Consider the following 17,903-nt stretch of genomic DNA (forward strand, 5'->3'; position numbering starts at 1 on the left):
GAACGCGCCCGCCCGGAGCCCGGGCGGGACTCGGCGTCCACGCCCGGCGGCGGCCCTCTATGGTGGCCGGATGAGCATGACGACGCCGCCCGGCTGGTACCCGGACCCCCAGGTCCCCGCCACCGAACGCTGGTGGGACGGGAACAACTGGGGCGAGCACACCCGCTCCGCCGGCGGCCCCCCGAAGCGCACCGGACGCGTCGTCGCGCTCGCCGTCGCGGGCGTCGCCCTCGCGGCGGCGGTCACCGCCGCCGCCGTCCTCATCGGGTCCGGCGACGACGGCGCGGCCGGCGCCGGGCCCCCGGCCTCGCCCGGCGCCTCCGCCACCGCGTCCGCCCCGCAGAGCCCCGCCGCGGCCCCGCCGGCCGCACCGTCCCCCTCGCCCTCCGAGGACGCGACGGTCGTCGTGGACCACCTCAACGGCATCACCCTGCCCATTCCCGACGGCTGGGAGAAGCCGGGCAGCACCGCCGACGACACACCGACCGTCACCACCGTCGCCAAGGGCGGGTGCCCCGGCGCCGCCCTGCGCGACTGCCCGCGCGGCACGGTGTCCTCCCGTACCGTCACGGGGAGCGGCGCGACCACGACCGAGGCGATGGCCGGACAGGACATCGAGGAGGCCGCCGAACGCGCCTTCGGCGAGGACGCCTTCGGCAACCAGCTCTACGGCGGGATCCGTTCGCACAAGGTGCTCGACTCCCGTCCCGTCGTCGTCGCCGGACGCACCGGCCACCTGGTCCGCTGGCAGGTCACCACCGGCACCGGCCCCGGCGGCTACGTCCAGTCGGTCGTCTTCCCCTCGTCCCTGGGCAGCCAGGCGCCGGTGGTCGTACGGTTCGCCTTCGAGGCCGGACCGGAGGGACCGCCGCTCGCCACCATGGACGAGATCATGAAGGGCATCCGTCCCCTCGGCAGCTCCACCGGCGGCGGCGTCGGCAGCACGATCGCCCCCTGACCACCGTGCCCGGCTCGCACCCCCGGGCTCCCGCCCGGCGCCCGGACCGCCGTCGCGCCGCCCGGGAGAGCGCTACGGTGCGAGGATGACCCGCCCCGCACCCCTGCCGCTGCTGTTCCTCGACGTCGACGGGCCGCTCATCCCCTTCGGCGCGACGGGCCGGCAGCTGCCGGACGGGTACCCGGCCTTCCCCCCGGTGCCGGGGACGCCCCGCGGCACCGACGCCCATCCGCTGCTGACCAGGATCGACCCGGCGCACGGAGCCCGACTGCGCCACCTGCCCTGCGAGCTGGTGTGGGCCACGACGTGGATGGCGGAGGCGAACGAGTGCGTCGCACCCCGGCTCGGCCTGCCGAGTCTGCCCGTCCTGACCCCGACCGAGACGCCCGGCGAGGCCGGGCCGGCCGGGCTCCACTGGAAGACCCCCGCCATCCTCGACCGGGCCGCCGGGCGCCCCTTCGCCTGGGTCGACGACGAGATCACCGACGCCGACCGGGCATGGGTGGCGGCGCACCACCGGGGCCCGGCCCTGCTCCACCGCGTCGCCGCCTGGCAGGGCCTCACGGTCGCGGACTTCGCCGCCCTCGACGCCTGGCTGCGCGAGGCCGCGCACCCGCTCCCGGGCAACCACGCGTCCCCCGCGCGGCCCTGAGCCGTACGGAGGACGGCCACCGCCACCGGGCACGCCGCCGGCCGCCCGCGCGGGGCCCGGCGCGGCACAGGAAGCCGCGGTCAGGGCGAGACGTGACGCCCCCTAGAGGAACGTACGGCCCTCGCCCCGGTACGTCGGCACGGTCGCCGTGATCCGGTCGCCCTCGATCAGCCGCAACTCGTCGAAGCGCTCGCACAGCTCACCGGCCTTCGCGTGCCGGAACCACACCTTGTCACCGATCAGCAGATCGTCGGCGGCGGAGCCCAGCAGCGGCGTCTGCACCTCCCCGGCACCCTCGTCCCGGTCGTAGCGCAGCCCCTCCGGGAGGTACGGGACGGGCAGCCGGTCGGCCCCGGGTGCCCCGGACGCGGGGTAGCCGCCGCCGAGGACCGTCACCACGCCGACGCCCGGCCGGCGCACCACGGGCTGCGCGAACAGGGCCGCCGGACGGCCCGCGAACGCGGTGTAGTTGTCGAACAGCCGCGGCACGTACAGCCCGGAACCCGCCGCGATCTCGGTCACCGCTGCCTCCGCCGCCGTGTGCTGCACACTGCCGGTACCGCCGCCGTTGACGAACTCCAGACCGGGCGCCACCGCCCTGACCGCCCGCACGACGGCCGCCCGCCGCACCGCCAGCTCCCTGCGGGCCGCCGACTGCATCAGCCGGACGGCCCGCGACCGCACCGGCCGCCCCGCGACGGAGTCGCCCACCCCGGCCACATGCCCCTCGTACGCCATCAGGCCCACCAGCCGGAACCCCGGCCGCCGGTCGACGGACCTGGCGAGCTCGGCCAGGTGCGCCGGCTCCCGCAGCGGTGAACGCAGGGCCCCGATCCGCACCCGGCCGCCCAGCAGGCGCAGGCCGGTGTCCAGCTCCAGACAGACCCGGATCTCCTCACCGCCACCGTCGCGCGCCCGGTCGATCAGGTCCAACTGCACCGGGTCGTCGACCATGACGGTCACCGCGCCCGCGAGCTTGGCGTCACCGGCGAGCTCGGCGAAGCCGGACCGGTCCGCCGAGGGGTAGGCCAGCAGGACGTCGTCGAACCCCGCCCTGGCCAGCCAGATCGACTCCGCCAGGGTGAACGACATGATCCCGGCGAATCCCTCCCGCGCCAGCACCCGTTCCAGCAACGCGCGGCAGCGGACCGACTTGCTGGCGACCCGGATCGGCTTGCCGCCCGCGCGGCGCACCAGATCGTCGGCGTTCGCGTCGAACGCCTCCAGGTCCACGACGGCGACGGGGGCGTCGAGATGAGCGGTGGCCCGGTCGTACCGGGCGCGGTCGGCGGCACGGGGAGTCATGGCCCGAGCCTGCCAGAACCGACTACCCGGGGGTAGGGGGACGTTCCGGTCAGATCCGCCCCGACCTGCGACCTCGTTCCCGCCGAAGCGCGCCCAGCCCGTAGAGTGACGCCCACACGCTGACGAACGGGCCTGCCCCGAAAGGCGATCCGGACGACAACGAGGGGGCGTATGAGCACCGAAGCACGACGCCCGTCCTCGCGCATCACGGACGCCCTGCTTCCGCCGGACCCCTCGGAGGAACCGCCCGCGCCCGCGGCCCCGCCGTCCGCCGTACCGCGCCCCGAAGGACGTCGCCCCGCGGCACCGTCCGAGCCGCGGCCCGCCCCGTCCCGTCCGCTTCCGCCTCCCGCGCCCTCCGGCGCCCCCGCGCCCGGGGCCGACGGCCGGCCGCAGCCCGCCCCGAACCGCGTGCCCCCGCCCGCCCCGTCCCGTCCGCTCCCGCCCGCCGTACGCGCGCCGCTGCCGCCCGCACGGCCTCCCGCGGCGGCCGCACCTCCGCGCATACCGGCCGGCGGCGCCCCCCGCCCGGGGGTCCCCGACCCGCGGCCACCGGCCGGGCCGCAGCCGCAGGCCCGCACGGCCACGCCGTCCCGGGCGCCCCGGTCCGCGCCCCGGGCCACCCCGGCCGAGACCACCGCCCGCCTGCGGCCCATCCGGCCGCAGACCGCCGCCGAGCGGCCCGGCGCCGACCGCCCGGCCGCACCGGGACGTGCCACCGCGCCCACCCCGGCCGAGACCACCGCCCGCCTGCGGCCCATCCGGCCGCAGGCACCCGCCGAGCAGTCCGGCGCGGGTCGCTCCGACGCGCCCGCCCCCCGGGCGCCGGGGGCCACCGCGTCCGCGCCCACCCGGCGGCGGCCCGTCGGAGCCGTGGACCTCACCCCGCGTCCGGGCGCCGTCCCGCCGGGGGCCGCGTCCGCGCGCGCGTACCCGATGCCGCCCGAGGCACCCGCCGAGACCACCACCCGGCTGCGGCCCGTCCGCACCCGGCACCCCGCGCGCACGGCCGCGGCGGTCGCCTCCGTCGTCCTCGGGCTCGGGCTCGTCGGCGGGGCGGCCGCCGGGACCTGGCTGGTCGGCGACCCGGCCGCCGAGCCGTCCGCCCGCACCGGTTACACCGAGGCCCGCTCCCTGTGGCACAGCCTCCCCGTCGACACGCTCTTCCCGCGCACCCTCAAGGGCGACGGCGCGGGCCCCGGTGGCGCCGACCGGGTCTGGACACGCGTCGCCGTCGCACCCGACGGACCCTGCGCCCAGGCGCTGGACCCGCTGCTCGCCAGGGCCCTGCAGCCGGTCGGCTGCCTGCGCCTGCTGCGCGCCACCTACACCGACGCGACCGCCACCAGCGTCACGACCGTCGGCATCGTCTTCACCGAGACCGACGCCGACGGCATGACCGCCCTGCACACCCGCTTCTCCGACGAGAGCCTGGACGAGCGCACGGACCTGCTGCCCCGTACCCTGCCCGCCCCCGGCACGGTCGCCGCCGGGTTCGGCGACCGGCAGCGCGCGAGCTGGCGGGTGAGCGTCCTCACCGAGGTGCCGGTGGTGGTCTACGCGGTGTCCGGCTTCGCCGACGGCCGTTCGGTCGCCGAACCCCAGCCCGCCGCCGAGGCGATGGCCGAGGGCCAGACCACCGCCCCCGCCCAGGCGGGCCTCGGCCACGAGGCCAAGGGCATCGCCGACCGCGTCGAGCGCGGTCTGCGCAAGGAGGCCGGCACCGCCACCGAGGAGCGAAGGTGATCCGCGGCCACCACCGTCCCCGTGCCGTCGTCGCCGCCCTCGCGGCCTGCGCGTTCGCCCTGCTGCCCGCGACCCCCGCGCGCGCCGACGGGATCCGGGTCCAGCAGTGGGGCCTCGAAGCCCTGCACACCACCGAGGCGTGGCGCACCACCAAGGGCGGGGGCGTCACCGTCGCCGTCCTGGACACCGGCGTCGACGCGACCCACCCCGACCTGGTGGGCAACGTGCTGCCCGGCAAGGACCTCGTGGGCTTCGGCGCGAAGAGCGGTGACCGCGCGTGGGCCCGCCACGGCACCGCGATGGCGGGCATCGTCGCGGGCCACGGACACGGCACGGACGGCGAGGACGGTGTGCTCGGCATCGCGCCGGAGGCGAAGATCCTGCCGGTCCGGGTCATCCTCGAAGGAACCGACCCCGCCCGCAACAAGGCCCGCAACACCCGGGGCACCGCCCTCGCGGAGGGCATCCGCTGGGCGGTCGACCACGGCGCCGACGTCATCAACCTCTCGCTCGGGGACGACAGCGAGTCGGCCCACGCCGACGCGGGCGAGGACGCCGCAGTCCAGTACGCCCTCTCCAAGGGCGCCGTCGTCGTCGCCTCGGCCGGCAACGGCGGAGAGAAGGGCGACCACATCTCCTATCCGGCGGCCTACCCGGGCGTCATCGCGGTCACCGCGGTGGACCGCTTCGGCACCCACGCCGCCTTCTCCACCAGCCGCTGGTACGCCACGGTGAACGCGCCCGGCGTCGACATCGTGATCGCCGATCCCGACCGGAAGTACTACCAGGGCTGGGGCACCAGCGCCGCGTCGGCGTTCGTCTCCGGGGCGGTCGCCCTGGTCCGTTCCGCGCACCCGGGACTGACCCCCGCGCAGATCAAGAAGCTCCTGTCGGACACCGCCGGGGAGCGCCCCGGGGGAGACGGCCATGACGACGACAAGGGGTACGGCACGGTCGACCCGGTCGCCGCGATCGAGGCGGGCGCGAAACTCCGTCCCGCCGACGTCAAGGCGTCCACCTCCGGTTACCGGGCGCGCTACTTCGGCAGCGGCCCCGTGGCGGCCCCGCAGGACGACGGGCCGATGAGCCTGTTCGCGCCGGTCGCCGGGGGAATCGGCGTCCTGCTGCTGGCCGCGGCGGCCGTCCTGTGGCGCGGCGGCCGCCCGACGGCGCCCCGCTGACCGGGGCGTCCCCGGACGGCGGCTAGGCTCGTCGCGTGGCGCTCAAGAACATTCCTGATCCCGGTTTCTCCGACGACGACGGCTCGGCCGATCCCCGGCTCACCGAGGCGCTCGCCGCCTGGGCCGTGGACCGGGCCGCGGAGCCGCGCGTGCTGGAGGCGCTCAAGGGCGCCCGGCTGCTGGTCCCGATCGTCGCCGTGCTCGGCGAGGTCGAGGAGGACGAGAACGGCCTGCGGCGTGAGAAGACCAGCGACATGGCCGTGCCGACGCTCACCGCGGGCGACCGCAGGGCGCTGCCCGCCTTCACCTCCACCGCGTCACTGGCCCGCTGGGACCCGGCCGCCCGTCCCGTCGCCGTGCCCCTGCACCAGGCGCTCCAGGCCGCGGCCCACGAACGGGCCGACACCGTCGTGCTGGACCTCGCCGGCCCCGTGCCGTACCAGCTGACCGGCCCCGCGCTGCTCGCCCTCGCGGAGGGCCGCACCAGCACGGACCCGCTCGCCGATCCGGCCGTCACGGCCGCCGTACGGGCCGTCGTCGCCGCCGAGCCCGCGGTGCTCCGCGCCCACCTCGGTCCGGGCACCGCCGACGGCACGCTCGCCCTGGTGCTGGACCCGGGGGCGGTGCCCGTCGAGACGGCCCAGCGGGTCGCCGGGGCCCTGGCGGGCGACGAGACACTGAGGGCCCGCCTGGTGCGGGGCCTGGACCTGGCGCTGCTGCCGGCCGAGGCCACGCCTCCGGGCGAGCCCTTCTACGTACGGGAACGCGGGTAGTCCCGCGCGGGGGCCGCTCAGCCGAAGACGGGGCCCGTGTACTTCTCGCCCGGCCCCTGGCCCGGCTCGTCCGGCACGATCGACGCCTCGCGGAAGGCCAGCTGCAGCGACTTCAGACCGTCGCGCAGCGGCGCCGCGTGGAACGAGCTGATCTCGGTGGCCCCGGCGTCCAGCAGGCCCGCCAGCGCGTGCACCAGCTTGCGGGCCTCGTCCAGGTCCTTGTAGGCGTCGCCCTCCTCGGTGAGCCCGAGCTTGACCGCTGCGGCGCTCATCAGGTTGACGGCGACCGTCACGATCACCTCGACCGCGGGGACCTCCGCGATGTCGCGGGTCATGGTGTTGAAGTCGGGCGATTCATTGCTCGGCGTGGCGTCACTCATGCCCACACGATATGCGCCCCGCGTGTCCGTTAGCCCCACCCCCCGGAAGCTGCTAACCTTGTGTGACGACCGGCCGGACACTCACGTGACCGGCCCACAAGTGGAGGCTCCGATCTCCCACCTGGCTGCCCTCGCGGGCGGCGGGTCACCGGTCAGACGGCCACCATCGTTCCGTACGGACGATGGAGCCGTCCGATGTGCGCCCCGCGGTTGATCGCGGCGGTGCTCCGGTATTCATCAGGAGCCCCGCCTGTGTCCCGTCCGGGGCGTTTTTCATGTACCGGCGCGGTTGGTCTTACAACAGACGTTACGCGTCCGTCCGCCAGACGGTCGCGTGGTGCTACCGAGGAGGATCCATCAGCGCCGAGCCCCGCATCAACGACCGGATTCGCGTTCCCGAGGTGCGACTTGTCGGTCCCAGTGGCGAGCAGGTCGGGATTGTCCCGCTTGCCAAGGCCCTGGAGCTTGCGCAGGAGTACGACCTCGACCTGGTCGAGGTGGCGGCGAACGCCCGTCCGCCGGTCTGCAAGCTCATGGACTACGGGAAGTTCAAGTACGAGTCGGCCATGAAGGCCCGTGAGGCGCGCAAGAACCAGGCGCACACGGTCATCAAGGAGATGAAGCTCCGGCCGAAGATCGACCCGCACGACTATGACACCAAGAAGGGTCACGTCGTCCGGTTCCTCAAGCAGGGTGACAAGGTCAAGATCACGATCATGTTCCGTGGTCGCGAGCAGTCCCGGCCGGAGCTCGGCTACCGACTGCTGCAGCGCCTGGCGGAGGATGTCCAGGACCTCGGGTTCATCGAGTCGAACCCGAAGCAGGACGGCCGAAACATGATCATGGTTCTCGGTCCGCACAAGAAGAAGACCGAGGCAATGGCCGAGGCCCGCGAGGCGCAGGCCGCCCGCAAGGCGGAGCGCCAGGGCCAGCCCGCGCAGGCGGAGGACGGCGAAGCCGTCGAGACGCCCGCCGAGGAGCCTGCCGAGGCGTGATTCCCGGGCAAGCCCGCCCAGGTTTCAACCGACATAACTGACGCTCCCGTACGCCGGTCCACGGACCGGCCGGGAGCGCCACTGACGAGGAGATAACGGCGCGATGCCGAAGAACAAGACGCACAGCGGTGCCAAGAAGCGCTTCAAGATCACCGGCTCCGGCAAGGTGCTCCGCGAGCGCGCCGGCAAGCGCCACCTGCTCGAGCACAAGTCGTCCAAGCTGACGCGTCGCCTCACCGGCAACGCCGAAATGGCCCCGGGTGACGCCGCCAAGATCAAGAAGATGCTCGGCATCTGACTGTCACGCCCTCGGTGACCGAGGGCGGAGCCCGAAACCGGGACCCATTCGTTTCCGGGTCGTGTGAGTCCGTCCACGGCCCCGCTGCAAGGAGTTAACAAGTGGCACGCGTCAAGCGGGCAGTCAACGCCCACAAGAAGCGCCGGGCGATCCTCGAGCAGGCCAGCGGCTACCGCGGCCAGCGTTCGCGCCTGTACCGCAAGGCCAAGGAGCAGGTCACCCACTCCCTGGTCTACAACTACAACGACCGCAAGAAGCGCAAGGGCGACTTCCGTCAGCTGTGGATCCAGCGCATCAACGCCGCTGCCCGCCTGAACGGCATGACGTACAACCGCCTCATCCAGGGTCTGAAGGCCGCCAACATCGAGGTGGACCGCAAGATCCTGGCCGAGCTCGCGGTCAACGACGCCAACGCGTTCGCCGCCCTCGTCGAGGTCGCCCAGAAGGCCCTCCCGAGCGACGTCAACGCTCCGAAGGCCGCTGCCTGATCACGCAGGCCGCAGTTCTTCCGCCCGGACCCGCAGGCCCCGCGCCTGCGGGTCCGGCGTGTTCCACCCCCGCGTCAGTACGAAAAGAGAGCCGCCGACCACCATGGGCACCCCCGAGCTGATCTCCCCGCGTTCCCCGCGCGTCGTCGCCGCCCGGCGGCTCGCCAAGCGCAACTTCAGGGGCAAGGACCGCAGGTTCATCGCCGAGGGGCCCCAGGCCGTGCGGGAGGCCGTCGAGCACCGCACCGGGGGAGAGCCGACCCTGGTGGAGCTGTTCACCACCGTCGAGGCGGCCGAGCGGTACGCGGACATCGTCGAGGCCGCCCGCGCCACCGGCGCCCGCGTCCACCACGCCTCCGACGCCGTGCTGGCCGAGGTGTCCCAGACCGTCACCCCGCAGGGCCTCCTCGGCGTCTGCCGCTTCCTCGACTCGCCCTTCGAGGAGATCCTCAGGGGCCGTCCCAGGCTGGTCGCCGTCCTCGCCCATGTGCGCGACCCCGGCAACGCCGGCACCGTACTGCGCTGCGCCGACGCGGCGGGCGCCGACGCCGTCGTCCTCACGGACGCCTCCGTCGACCTGTACAACCCGAAGTCCGTGCGCGCCTCGGTCGGCTCGCTCTTCCACCTCCCGGTCGCCGTCGGCGTCCCCGTCGAGCAGGCCGTCGCCGGGCTCCAGGGCGCCGGCGTGCGGATCCTGGCCGCCGACGGGGCGGGCGACGACGACCTCGACGCCGAGCTGGACGCGGGCACCATGGGCGGCCCCACCGCCTGGATCTTCGGCAACGAGGCGTGGGGTCTTCCGGAGGAGACCCGCGCCCTGGCGGACGCCGTGGTGCGCGTGCCGATCCACGGGAAGGCCGAGAGCCTGAACCTCGCGACCGCCGCGGCCGTATGTCTGTACGCGTCCGCCCGTGCGCAGCGTGCTGCCGGAGGGTGCCGCTCCGTCACCTCCAGCTAGTAGGGTGGCGGGCTCGGGGGCCCACTGCGCTGACGAAGGGGTGGGGTACGGGGATGACGGTCGGGACGAGCGGGCCCGCGCAGCCGCGGAACGCCTTACTGCGCGACGGCGCCGCCGCGGGCGCGACCGGGATCGATCCCGACGACCTCCCCGACGGCCTCGTCGTCGCCGACGAGCACGGCCGGGTGGTCTGCTTCAACGCCGCGGCGGCCCGCATCACCGCGGTGTCCCCGGACGAGGCACTGGGCCGTCCGCTGGACCAGGCCCTGCCGCTGGAGGACCTCAAGGGGCGCCGCTGGTGGCTGCTGACCGACCCGTACGGCGGGCTCGCCATCAGGGCCGGCCAGCCCGAGCGCAATCTGCTGCTGCCCGGCGGACGCGAGGTGCTGGTCGCCGCCCGCTACGTGCGCGAACACCCTCTGGGGCCCGTGCGCAAGGTGATCGTCACGCTGCGCGGCACGGAGGCGCGGCGGCGCACCGAACGCAGCCACGCCGAGCTGATCGCCACCGTCGCCCATGAACTGCGCTCCCCCCTCACCTCCGTCAAGGGCTTCACGGCGACCCTGCTCGCCAAGTGGGAGCGGTTCACCGACGACCAGAAGCGGCTGATGCTGGAGACCGTCGACGCCGACGCCAACCGCGTCACCCGGCTGATCGCCGAGCTCCTCGACATCTCCCGGATCGACTCCGGCCGCCTGGAGGTGCGCCGGCAGCCCGTCGACATCGCGGCCGCCGTCGGCCGCCACATCCAGGCGCACACCGCCGGCGGCCAGTCCCCGGACCGCTTCTTCGTCCGCGTCCGCCGTCCCCTGCCCGACCTGTGGGCCGACCCCGACAAGATCGACCAGGTGCTCGGCAACCTGCTCGAAAATGCGGTGCGGCACGGCGAGGGAACCGTCACCATCGAAGTGGCACCCGCCTGCGCGCAGGACGACCAGAAGGGAACGGCGGTCACCGTGAGCGACGAAGGCCCCGGCATCCCCGAGGAGTCGATGAGCCGCGTCTTCACCCGCTTCTGGCGGGGCAGCAAGCGCGGCGGCACCGGGCTCGGCCTGTACATCGTCAAGGGCATCGTCGAGGCGCACGGCGGAACGATCACCGTCGGCCGCGGACCCGGCGGCGGCGCCGAGTTCCGATTTACGCTGCCCGTGGGCACCCCGGCCTACCTGGCCTGAGACCCGCGGGCTCATCCGCATCCCCACTCCCCGTTAGACTCGTCCTTTGGCACCTTTGCGTCCTCGGTCGTCGAGCGGGGGCCCCAGCCAGCCCATCGGAAGTACGGGAAGACATGTCGGCACCCAATAAGTCGTACGACCCTGTTGAGGTCGAGGCACTGAAACCGGATGAGATCGAGCGCATGCGGGACGAGGCGCTCGCCGCCTTCGCCGCCGCAGGCGACCTCGACGCGCTCGCCCACGCGAAGGTCGCGCACACCGGCGGAACCTCGCCGCTCGCCCTCGCGAACCGCGAGATCGGCGCCCTGCCGCCGCAGGCCAAGGCCGAAGCCGGCAAGCGCGTGGGCCAGGCCCGCGGTGCCGTCAGCAAGGCCCTCGCCGCCCGCCAGGCCGAGCTGGAGGCGGAGCGCGACGCCCGTGTGCTGGTCGAGGAGGCGGTGGACGTCACGCTGCCCCACGACCGCGTACCGGCCGGCGCCCGCCACCCCCTGACCACCCTCATGGAGCGCGTCGCGGACGTCTTCGTCTCCATGGGCTACGAGGTCGCGGAGGGCCCCGAGGTCGAGGCCGAGTGGTTCAACTTCGACGCCCTCAACTTCGTCCCGGACCACCCGGCCCGGCAGATGCAGGACACCTTCTTCGTCGAGGGCGCCTCCCAGGACGGCAAGGCCACCACGGGCGACGAGTCCGGCATCGTGCTGCGCACGCACACCTCGCCGGTCCAGGCCCGCACGCTGATCGACCGCGAGCCGCCGGTCTACGTCGTGTGCCCCGGCCGCGTCTACCGCACCGACGAGCTCGACGCGACGCACACCCCGGTCTTCCACCAGATCGAGCTGCTCGCCGTCGACGAGGGCCTCACCATGGCCGACCTCAAGGGCACCCTGGACCACATGGTCCAGGCGCTCTTCGGGCCCGGCATGAAGACCCGGCTGCGGCCGAACTTCTTCCCGTTCACCGAGCCGTCCGCCGAGATGGACATGCTCTGCTACGTGTGCCGCGGCGAGTCCGTCGGCAACGCGGACCGGCCCTGCCGCACCTGCGGCAGCGAGGGCTGGATCGAGCTGGGCGGCTGCGGCATGGTCAACCCGAAGGTGCTCGTCGCCTGCGGCGTCGACCCCGAGAAGTACAGCGGATTCGCCTTCGGGTTCGGCATCGAGCGGATGCTGATGTTCCGCCACAACGTCGAAGACATGCGAGACATGGTCGAGGGTGACGTCCGGTTCACCCGGCCGTTCGGGATGGAGATCTGATGCGGGTCCCGCTTTCCTGGCTGCGGGAGTACGTCGACCTGCCGGTGACGGAAACCGGCCGTGACGTACAGGCGAAGCTTGTCTCCGCCGGGCTGGAGGTCGAGACCGTCGAGCGGCTCGGCGCCGGCCTCACGGGCCCCCTCGTCGTGGGCAAGGTGCTCACCATCGAGGAGCTGACGGAGTTCAAGAAGCCGATCCGCTTCTGCACCGTGGACGTCGGCCGGGCCAACGGCACCGGCGAGCCGCAGGAGATCATCTGCGGCGCGCGCAACTTCGCCGAGGGCGACAAGGTCGTCGTGGCCCTGCCCGGCGCCGTGCTGCCCGGCGACTTCCGGATCGCCGAGCGCAAGACGTACGGCCGCGTCTCCCGCGGCATGATCTGCTCCGGCGACGAGCTCGGCATGGGCGACGACGGCACGCACGGCATCATCGTGCTGCCGCCGGAGCACGAGGTCGGCACCGACGCCACCGCGCTGCTGGAGCTGTTCGACGAGGTCCTCGACATCGCCGTCACGCCCGACCGCGGCTACTGCCTGTCGCTGCGGGGCGTCGCCCGCGAGACCGCCACCGCGTACGGCCTGCCGCTGCGCGACCCGGCGCTGCTCGACGTGCCCGCGCCCAACGCGTACGGCTACCCGGTCAAGATCTCCGACCCGATCGGCTGCTCCCGCTTCACCGCGCGCACCGTGGTCGGGCTCGACCCCGAGGCCCGCTCCCCGATCTGGCTCCGCCGCCGCCTGGAGAAGGCGGGCATGCGCCCGATCTCGCTGGCCGTCGACGTCACCAACTACGTGATGCTGGAGCTCGGCCAGCCGCTGCACGCCTACGACCGCACCCGGATCGACGGCCCCATCGGGGTCCGCCGCGCCGAGGCGGGCGAGAAGCTCACCACCCTCGACGGCACGGTCCGCGTCCTCGACCCGGCCGACCTGGTCATCACGGACAACCGCGGGCCCATCGGCCTCGCGGGCGTCATGGGCGGCGCCAACACCGAGATCGCGGACTCCGCGACCGACCCCGAGACGGGCGAGGTCAGGGGCACCACCGAGGTCGTCATCGAGGCCGCGCACTTCGACGCGATCTCCGTCGCCCGCACGGCCCGCCGCCACAAGCTGTCCTCCGAGGCGTCCAAGCGCTTCGAACGCGGCGTCGACCCGCAGGCCGCGGCCGCCGCCGCGCAGCGCACCGTCGACCTGCTGGTGCTCCTCGCCGGCGGCACCGCCGAGGCGGGCGTCACCGAGGTCATCGCGCCGGGCGCCCCGCGCACCGTCACGATGCCCGCCGACCACCCGGACCGTGTCGCGGGCGTCGCCTACGGCCGCGAGACCGTCGTGCGCCGGCTGCAGGAGGTCGGCTGCGACGTGTACGGGCAGGACGAACTGATCGTCACCGTCCCGTCCTGGCGGCCCGACCTCAACGAGCCGAACGACCTCGCCGAGGAGGTCATCCGGCTGGAGGGGTACGAGAACCTCCCCTCCACGCTCCCCAGGCCCCCGGCCGGCCGCGGGCTCACCGAGCGCCAGCGGACCCACCGCCGCGTCGGCCGCGCCCTCGCCGGGGCCGGCTACGTCGAGGCGCTGAACTACCCGTTCATCGGCGAGCAGGTCCTCGACCAGCTGGACATCCCGGCGGACGACACCGCCCGCCGGCTCGTCAGGCTCGTCAACCCGCTCTCCGACGAAGAGCCCGCGCTGCGCACCACGCTCCTGCCGGGCCTGCTCGGCGCGCTGCGCCGCAACGACGGCCGTGGCAGCCACGACCTGGCTCTCTTCGAGACCGGTCTGGTCTTCCGCGCGCCCGCGCAGCCGGGTGTCGCGGTACGGCTGCCCGTCGACCGCCGGCCCACCGACGAGGAGATCGCCGGCGTCAACGCCGTCCTGCCCGAGCAGCCGCGGTACGCCGCCGTGGTCATGGCCGGGGCGCGCGAGCAGGCCGGCTGGTGGGGCAAGGGCCGCCCGGCCGACTGGGCCGACGCCGTCGAGGCCGCCCGGACCGTCGCCCGCGAGGCCGGTGCCGAGCTGATCGTGCGGCAGGGCCAGTACGGACCGTGGCACCCGGGCCGCTGCGCCCAGCTCGCCGTCGTGGTCACCGAGGACGACGAGCGCACCGAGCGCGTCGTCGGCCACGCCGGTGAGCTCCACCCGCGCGTCGTCAAGGCGCTCGGCCTGCCCGCCCGCACCAGTGCGATGGAGCTCGACCTCGACCTCGTCGAGCGGGCCTCGGCCGGCCCGGTGCGCGCGCCGCGGATCTCGGCGTTCCCGGTCGCGACCCAGGACGTCGCCCTGGTCGTCGCCCGGGACGTGCCCGCGGCCGACGTCGAGAGCGCCCTGCGCGAGGGCGCCGGCGAGCTGCTGGAGTCCATCCGGCTGTTCGACGTCTTCACCGGCGAGCAGATCGGCGAGGACGCCAAGTCCCTGGCGTACGCGCTGCGGTTCCGTGCCGCGGACCGCACGCTGACCGTCGAGGAGGCGTCCGCCGCCCGTGACGCCGCGGTGGCCCTGGCCGCCGAGCGGACCGGCGCGGTGCTGCGCGGCGCCTGAACGTCGTAGAGCGTCCCCGAAGGGCGGGTCCGGGCCACCGGACCCGCCCTTCGGGCCTTTCCGCACCAGGCGGCGTTGCTCACTCTTTCAGGTGAGATGTCCGGTTGCTGTTCCCCCGCGGCCGGGGCGGTCGACAGAATCGTCCCGGCCGCAGGGGCGGGCTTGCGGCTGCAGGGCCTTGAGGATGGTGCCTCGACAAGGCGCCTGGAGAAGGGGCCGTCCGCATGATTCGTTGCAGGTCTTGGAACGCCTTCCTCGCGCCGCGGCGACGCCGAGCGGTACGAGGCCGCTCCTGGCTGGGCCGGCTGGCGCCCCTGGCCCTGCCGGCGGTCTGGGGGGCCGTCGCCGTGACCTGGAGGCTGACCTGTCCGCTGGCCCAGCAGGACGGGCTGGCCACCCGGATCGCCACGAGCGTCGTCTTCTTCACCGTCGGCACCGGCCTCGTCTGGGGCATCCGGCGAGGCCCGGCCCGGGAGCTCAAGCAGGTCAAGGCCATCGCCCACGCCACCCAGCAGGTGCTGCTGCGGCCGCTGCCGCCCTGTCTGGACGGCCTGTCGATCGCCGCGAGCCAGCTCTCCTCGGCCCGGGGCGCGGCGGTGGGCGGTGACCTGTACGAGGCGGTGATCACCCCCTACGGCGTACGTGTGGTCATCGGGGACGTACGGGGGCACGGGCTGTCGGCGCTGGGCGTGGTCGCCGCGGTGCTCGGCAGCTTCCGCGAGGCCGCGCACGACGAGCCCGAACTCGGCGGGGTGCTGCGGCGGCTGGACCGCGCCCTCGCACGGCATCTGAGGGAGCGGGCCCGCGACGAGCACCCGGTGTCCGGGGGACGGGATCCGAACAGCCCCTCGGCGGAGGAGTTCGTCACCGTTCTGCTGCTGGAGATCTGCCAGGCCGGTGATGTGCTGGCCCTGAACTGCGGGCACCCGTGGCCCTACCGGCTGGGCACGCGCGCCGAACGCCTCGCGGCGGGCGACCCGCTGCCGCCGCTCGGCACCTTCCCGCTGCCGGACGACCTGCCCGAGCACCGGTGCACGCGGCTGCTGCCCGGCGAGGCGCTCTTCCTGCACACCGACGGGGCGGAGGACGCCCGGGACGCGGCAGGGCGGTTCTTCCGCCTCGAAGAGGTGCTGGCCGAGACGGCCCTGGGCGCGCCGACGGCTCCGGCAGCCGTGATCGACCGCGTGCACTCGGCGCTGCTGCGCCACACCGGCGGGCGGCTCGCCGACGACGTGGCCCTGTTGGTCCTGCGGAACGACCGGCCCCGGGCGGCGCCGCAGTCCGCGGAACCGGGACCGTGCCGCACCCGGCCCGCGCCCTTCAGCCGCTAGGGGGGTGTCTCGCCGATCGTGCCGGGCCCGCGACGCCCCGCACGCTCCCCACCAGGGGCCGTCCACGGGGTGCGGTGGCATCCTTTCGGACCGTGCCCGGCGGGACGCGTCGCCGGGCACGCGTCCGCCGTGCCTCGTCCCTTCGCATCGGCTCCTTTCTCCCTGTCGTGACCATGCGCGCCGGCCCCCGTGCGCGAGCCGGGTCCGGGCCGTAGGGCACCTGCCGCCGCCGTCCGTCCTGCCGCGGAGTGTCGGGCAGACCAGCAGGACGGACGGCGCCGAACGGGCCGCCGTACTGTTACGAGGGGGAGCCGGCGGCCCGGCCGCCTCCGCGGGAGGCGGCTCCTCCGTAGAGGCAGTGCCTCCGAGGGAAGCAGCTCCTCCGTGAGAGAGGTTCAGTCAACCGGTGCGGGGCGCATGGCGGCAGAGCGCACGGGGCACGGATACGGGCATTCCGTTCACACCCCGTGCGAATCCGGCTCCACTACCCTGGGGCCGCCGAGCCACCGGAGGGGCCCATGCAGCCCAACACCCTGCTCGATGCCTTGCTCGACGAGGCGGGGATCTCTCACGCCGGACTGGCCGCGCACGTCAACCACGCGGGCCGGGCGAGGGGTCTGGCGTTGCGGTACGAACACACGGCCGTGGCCCGGTGGTTGAAGGGGCAGCGACCGCGCGGCCAGGTGCCGGATCTGATCTGCGAGGTGCTGGCCGCCCGTCTGCGCCGGGCCGTCACCCTCGACGACATCGGGCTCGGTGTGCCGGGTGAGGCCGTCCCCCACGGATCGCCGCTCTGCGGCTTCGTGGAACGCGCCACCGCCCTGTGGCGCTCCGACGAACAGCAACGGCCGCACATACTCGGGGCGCAGGCCATGACGGGAACGCCCGCCGTGATGCCCGTCTGGGAGTGGGAGAACCCGCCGGAGGACGCGGACGTCTCGCGGGACGGCCGGAACCGCGTCAGCATGTCCGACGTCACCATGCTGCGCGCCGCCCGCGCGCACTACGAGTTGATGTACCGCAGGGCCGGCGGCATCGCCACCCGGGCCCGGATCGTCGGGTTCCTCAACGCGGAGACGGCTCCCCTGCTGCGCGGCGGCTACAGCGACTCGCTCGGCCGGCAGCTGCACCGGGCGACGGGCGGCCTGGTGGCGGTGGCCGGCATCTGCGCGTACGACTCCGACGCGCACGGACTGGCCCAGCGCTACTTCCACCAGGCGCTGCGGCTGGCGAAGGCGAGCGGGGACCGCGGGCTCGGGGCCTATGTGATCGCGCTGCTGGTCAACCAGTCGCTGTTCATGGGGGAGTACCGGCAGGCGGTGGCCTTCGCGGAGGCGGCACTGCGCGCCGCCGGGCGGCAGATCACCCCGGCCCTGGCCGCGGACCTGCACGCGATGCAGGCGAAGTCGTACGCGCATCTCGGCGACGGCACCGGGGCGTTGCGGTGCATCCGGCGGGCGGAGACGGAGGCCGAGCGGATCCGGCCGGGTCATGAGCCGGACGAGACCGGGTACGTCCAGCCGGGCCTGGTCAACGTCCAGGTCGCGGAAGCGCTGTCGTGTCTGGGTGATCTGGCGGCCGCGCACGAGCACGCCACGGCCGCCGTGCGGACACCGGCGCACGACCGGGGCAGGGTCCACCGGCTCGCCATGCTGAGCCAGATCGAGTTGCGGCAGGGCGAGGACGACCGGGCCGCGCGGACGGCGGTCGAAATGGCAGAGAGGGCCCGAGGGATGGAGTCCCAGCGACTGAGGGACCGGCTCCGCGTGGTACGTGAGCATCTGGTGGCGAGCGGGTGCGGTGAAGCACACGAGGCGGCCGAGCTCATCGACGGCGCTCTGCGCGTTCCGCTGTGAGCGTGCGCCTGCTG

At 74.3% G+C, this 17,903-nt stretch carries 16 protein-coding genes; 14 read left to right on the forward strand and 2 right to left on the reverse strand.

The annotated features are described in order from the left end of the window. The first annotated feature begins 70 nt into the window (after positions 1–70). On the forward strand, positions 71–958 hold the full coding sequence (locus tag PUR26_RS08825) for a DUF2510 domain-containing protein (protein WP_329870866.1): 888 nt from the start codon (positions 71–73) through the stop codon (positions 956–958). 85 nt (positions 959–1,043) lie between these two features. Continuing rightward, the gene (locus PUR26_RS08830) at positions 1,044–1,610 is read left to right on the forward strand and encodes an HAD domain-containing protein (RefSeq protein WP_329870868.1); all 567 of its coding nucleotides are present in this window, start codon (positions 1,044–1,046) and stop codon (positions 1,608–1,610) included. A 102-nt stretch (positions 1,611–1,712) separates the two neighbouring features. Here the strand turns inward: PUR26_RS08830 and PUR26_RS08835 are convergent, their stop codons facing one another. Then, complete coding sequence (locus PUR26_RS08835) at positions 1,713–2,915, reverse strand: amino acid deaminase/aldolase (protein WP_329870870.1); 1,203 nt, start codon at positions 2,913–2,915, stop codon at positions 1,713–1,715. 873 nt (positions 2,916–3,788) lie between these two features. Between PUR26_RS08835 and PUR26_RS08840 the strand changes: the two genes are divergently transcribed. Genes PUR26_RS08840 through PUR26_RS08850 form a run of 3 tightly spaced genes read left to right on the forward strand, consistent with a single transcriptional unit; the run spans position 3,789 to position 6,615 of the window. Then, the gene (locus PUR26_RS08840; protein ID WP_329870872.1) at positions 3,789–4,661 is read left to right on the forward strand and encodes a hypothetical protein; all 873 of its coding nucleotides are present in this window, start codon (positions 3,789–3,791) and stop codon (positions 4,659–4,661) included. Further along, positions 4,661–5,842 (forward strand): type VII secretion-associated serine protease mycosin, encoded by a 1,182-nt coding sequence (gene mycP / locus PUR26_RS08845; protein WP_329871057.1) that lies wholly within the window; start codon positions 4,661–4,663, stop codon positions 5,840–5,842. The genes PUR26_RS08840 and mycP overlap by 1 nt, the downstream gene beginning before the upstream one ends. 35 nt (positions 5,843–5,877) lie before the next feature. Beyond that, a complete protein-coding gene (locus PUR26_RS08850) occupies positions 5,878–6,615 on the forward strand; it encodes an SseB family protein (RefSeq protein ID WP_329870874.1) in 738 nt (245 codons plus the stop codon). Between the two features lie 17 nt (positions 6,616–6,632). On the opposite strand, the gene PUR26_RS08855 is transcribed toward PUR26_RS08850, so the two are convergent. Then, on the reverse strand, positions 6,633–6,995 hold the full coding sequence (locus PUR26_RS08855; RefSeq protein WP_329870876.1) for a DUF1844 domain-containing protein: 363 nt from the start codon (positions 6,993–6,995) through the stop codon (positions 6,633–6,635). A gap of 275 nt (positions 6,996–7,270) precedes the next feature. Here PUR26_RS08855 and infC point away from each other — a divergent pair, with 275 nt between their 5' ends. The 9 genes from infC (at position 7,271) to PUR26_RS08900 (ending at position 17,889) form a co-directional block, all read left to right on the forward strand. Then, entirely contained in the window at positions 7,271–7,990 is a 720-nt protein-coding gene (infC, locus tag PUR26_RS08860) for a translation initiation factor IF-3 (RefSeq protein ID WP_329871059.1), read from the forward strand. 103 nt (positions 7,991–8,093) lie between these two features. Further along, positions 8,094–8,288: a 50S ribosomal protein L35 gene (rpmI, locus tag PUR26_RS08865; protein WP_019884943.1), complete on the forward strand. Its 195-nt coding sequence runs from the start codon at positions 8,094–8,096 to the stop codon at positions 8,286–8,288. Positions 8,289–8,389: 101 nt separating this feature from the next. Then, on the forward strand, positions 8,390–8,776 hold the full coding sequence (gene rplT, locus PUR26_RS08870; RefSeq protein WP_329870882.1) for a 50S ribosomal protein L20: 387 nt from the start codon (positions 8,390–8,392) through the stop codon (positions 8,774–8,776). Positions 8,777–8,879: 103 nt separating this feature from the next. Continuing rightward, positions 8,880–9,734 carry a TrmH family RNA methyltransferase gene (locus PUR26_RS08875; protein ID WP_329870884.1) on the forward strand — a complete coding sequence of 285 codons (855 nt, stop codon included), beginning with the start codon at positions 8,880–8,882 and terminating at the stop codon, positions 9,732–9,734. 53 nt (positions 9,735–9,787) lie between these two features. Continuing rightward, the gene (locus tag PUR26_RS08880; protein ID WP_329870886.1) at positions 9,788–10,909 is read left to right on the forward strand and encodes a sensor histidine kinase; all 1,122 of its coding nucleotides are present in this window, start codon (positions 9,788–9,790) and stop codon (positions 10,907–10,909) included. Between the two features lie 113 nt (positions 10,910–11,022). After that, on the forward strand, positions 11,023–12,162 hold the full coding sequence (pheS, locus tag PUR26_RS08885; protein ID WP_329870888.1) for a phenylalanine--tRNA ligase subunit alpha: 1,140 nt from the start codon (positions 11,023–11,025) through the stop codon (positions 12,160–12,162). Continuing rightward, a complete protein-coding gene (pheT, locus tag PUR26_RS08890) occupies positions 12,162–14,702 on the forward strand; it encodes a phenylalanine--tRNA ligase subunit beta (RefSeq protein WP_329870890.1) in 2,541 nt (846 codons plus the stop codon). Before pheS ends, pheT begins: the two co-directional genes overlap by 1 nt. Positions 14,703–14,926: 224 nt before the next feature. Further along, complete coding sequence (locus PUR26_RS08895) at positions 14,927–16,033, forward strand: PP2C family protein-serine/threonine phosphatase (protein ID WP_329870892.1); 1,107 nt, start codon at positions 14,927–14,929, stop codon at positions 16,031–16,033. 518 nt (positions 16,034–16,551) lie between these two features. Beyond that, on the forward strand, positions 16,552–17,889 hold the full coding sequence (locus tag PUR26_RS08900) for a transcriptional regulator (RefSeq protein WP_329870894.1): 1,338 nt from the start codon (positions 16,552–16,554) through the stop codon (positions 17,887–17,889). The last annotated feature ends 14 nt before the right edge of the window (positions 17,890–17,903 follow it).

Origin of the sequence: Streptomyces sp. SP18CS02 (assembly GCF_036322365.1) — a bacterium.
Lineage (GTDB): Bacteria > Actinomycetota > Actinomycetes > Streptomycetales > Streptomycetaceae > Streptomyces.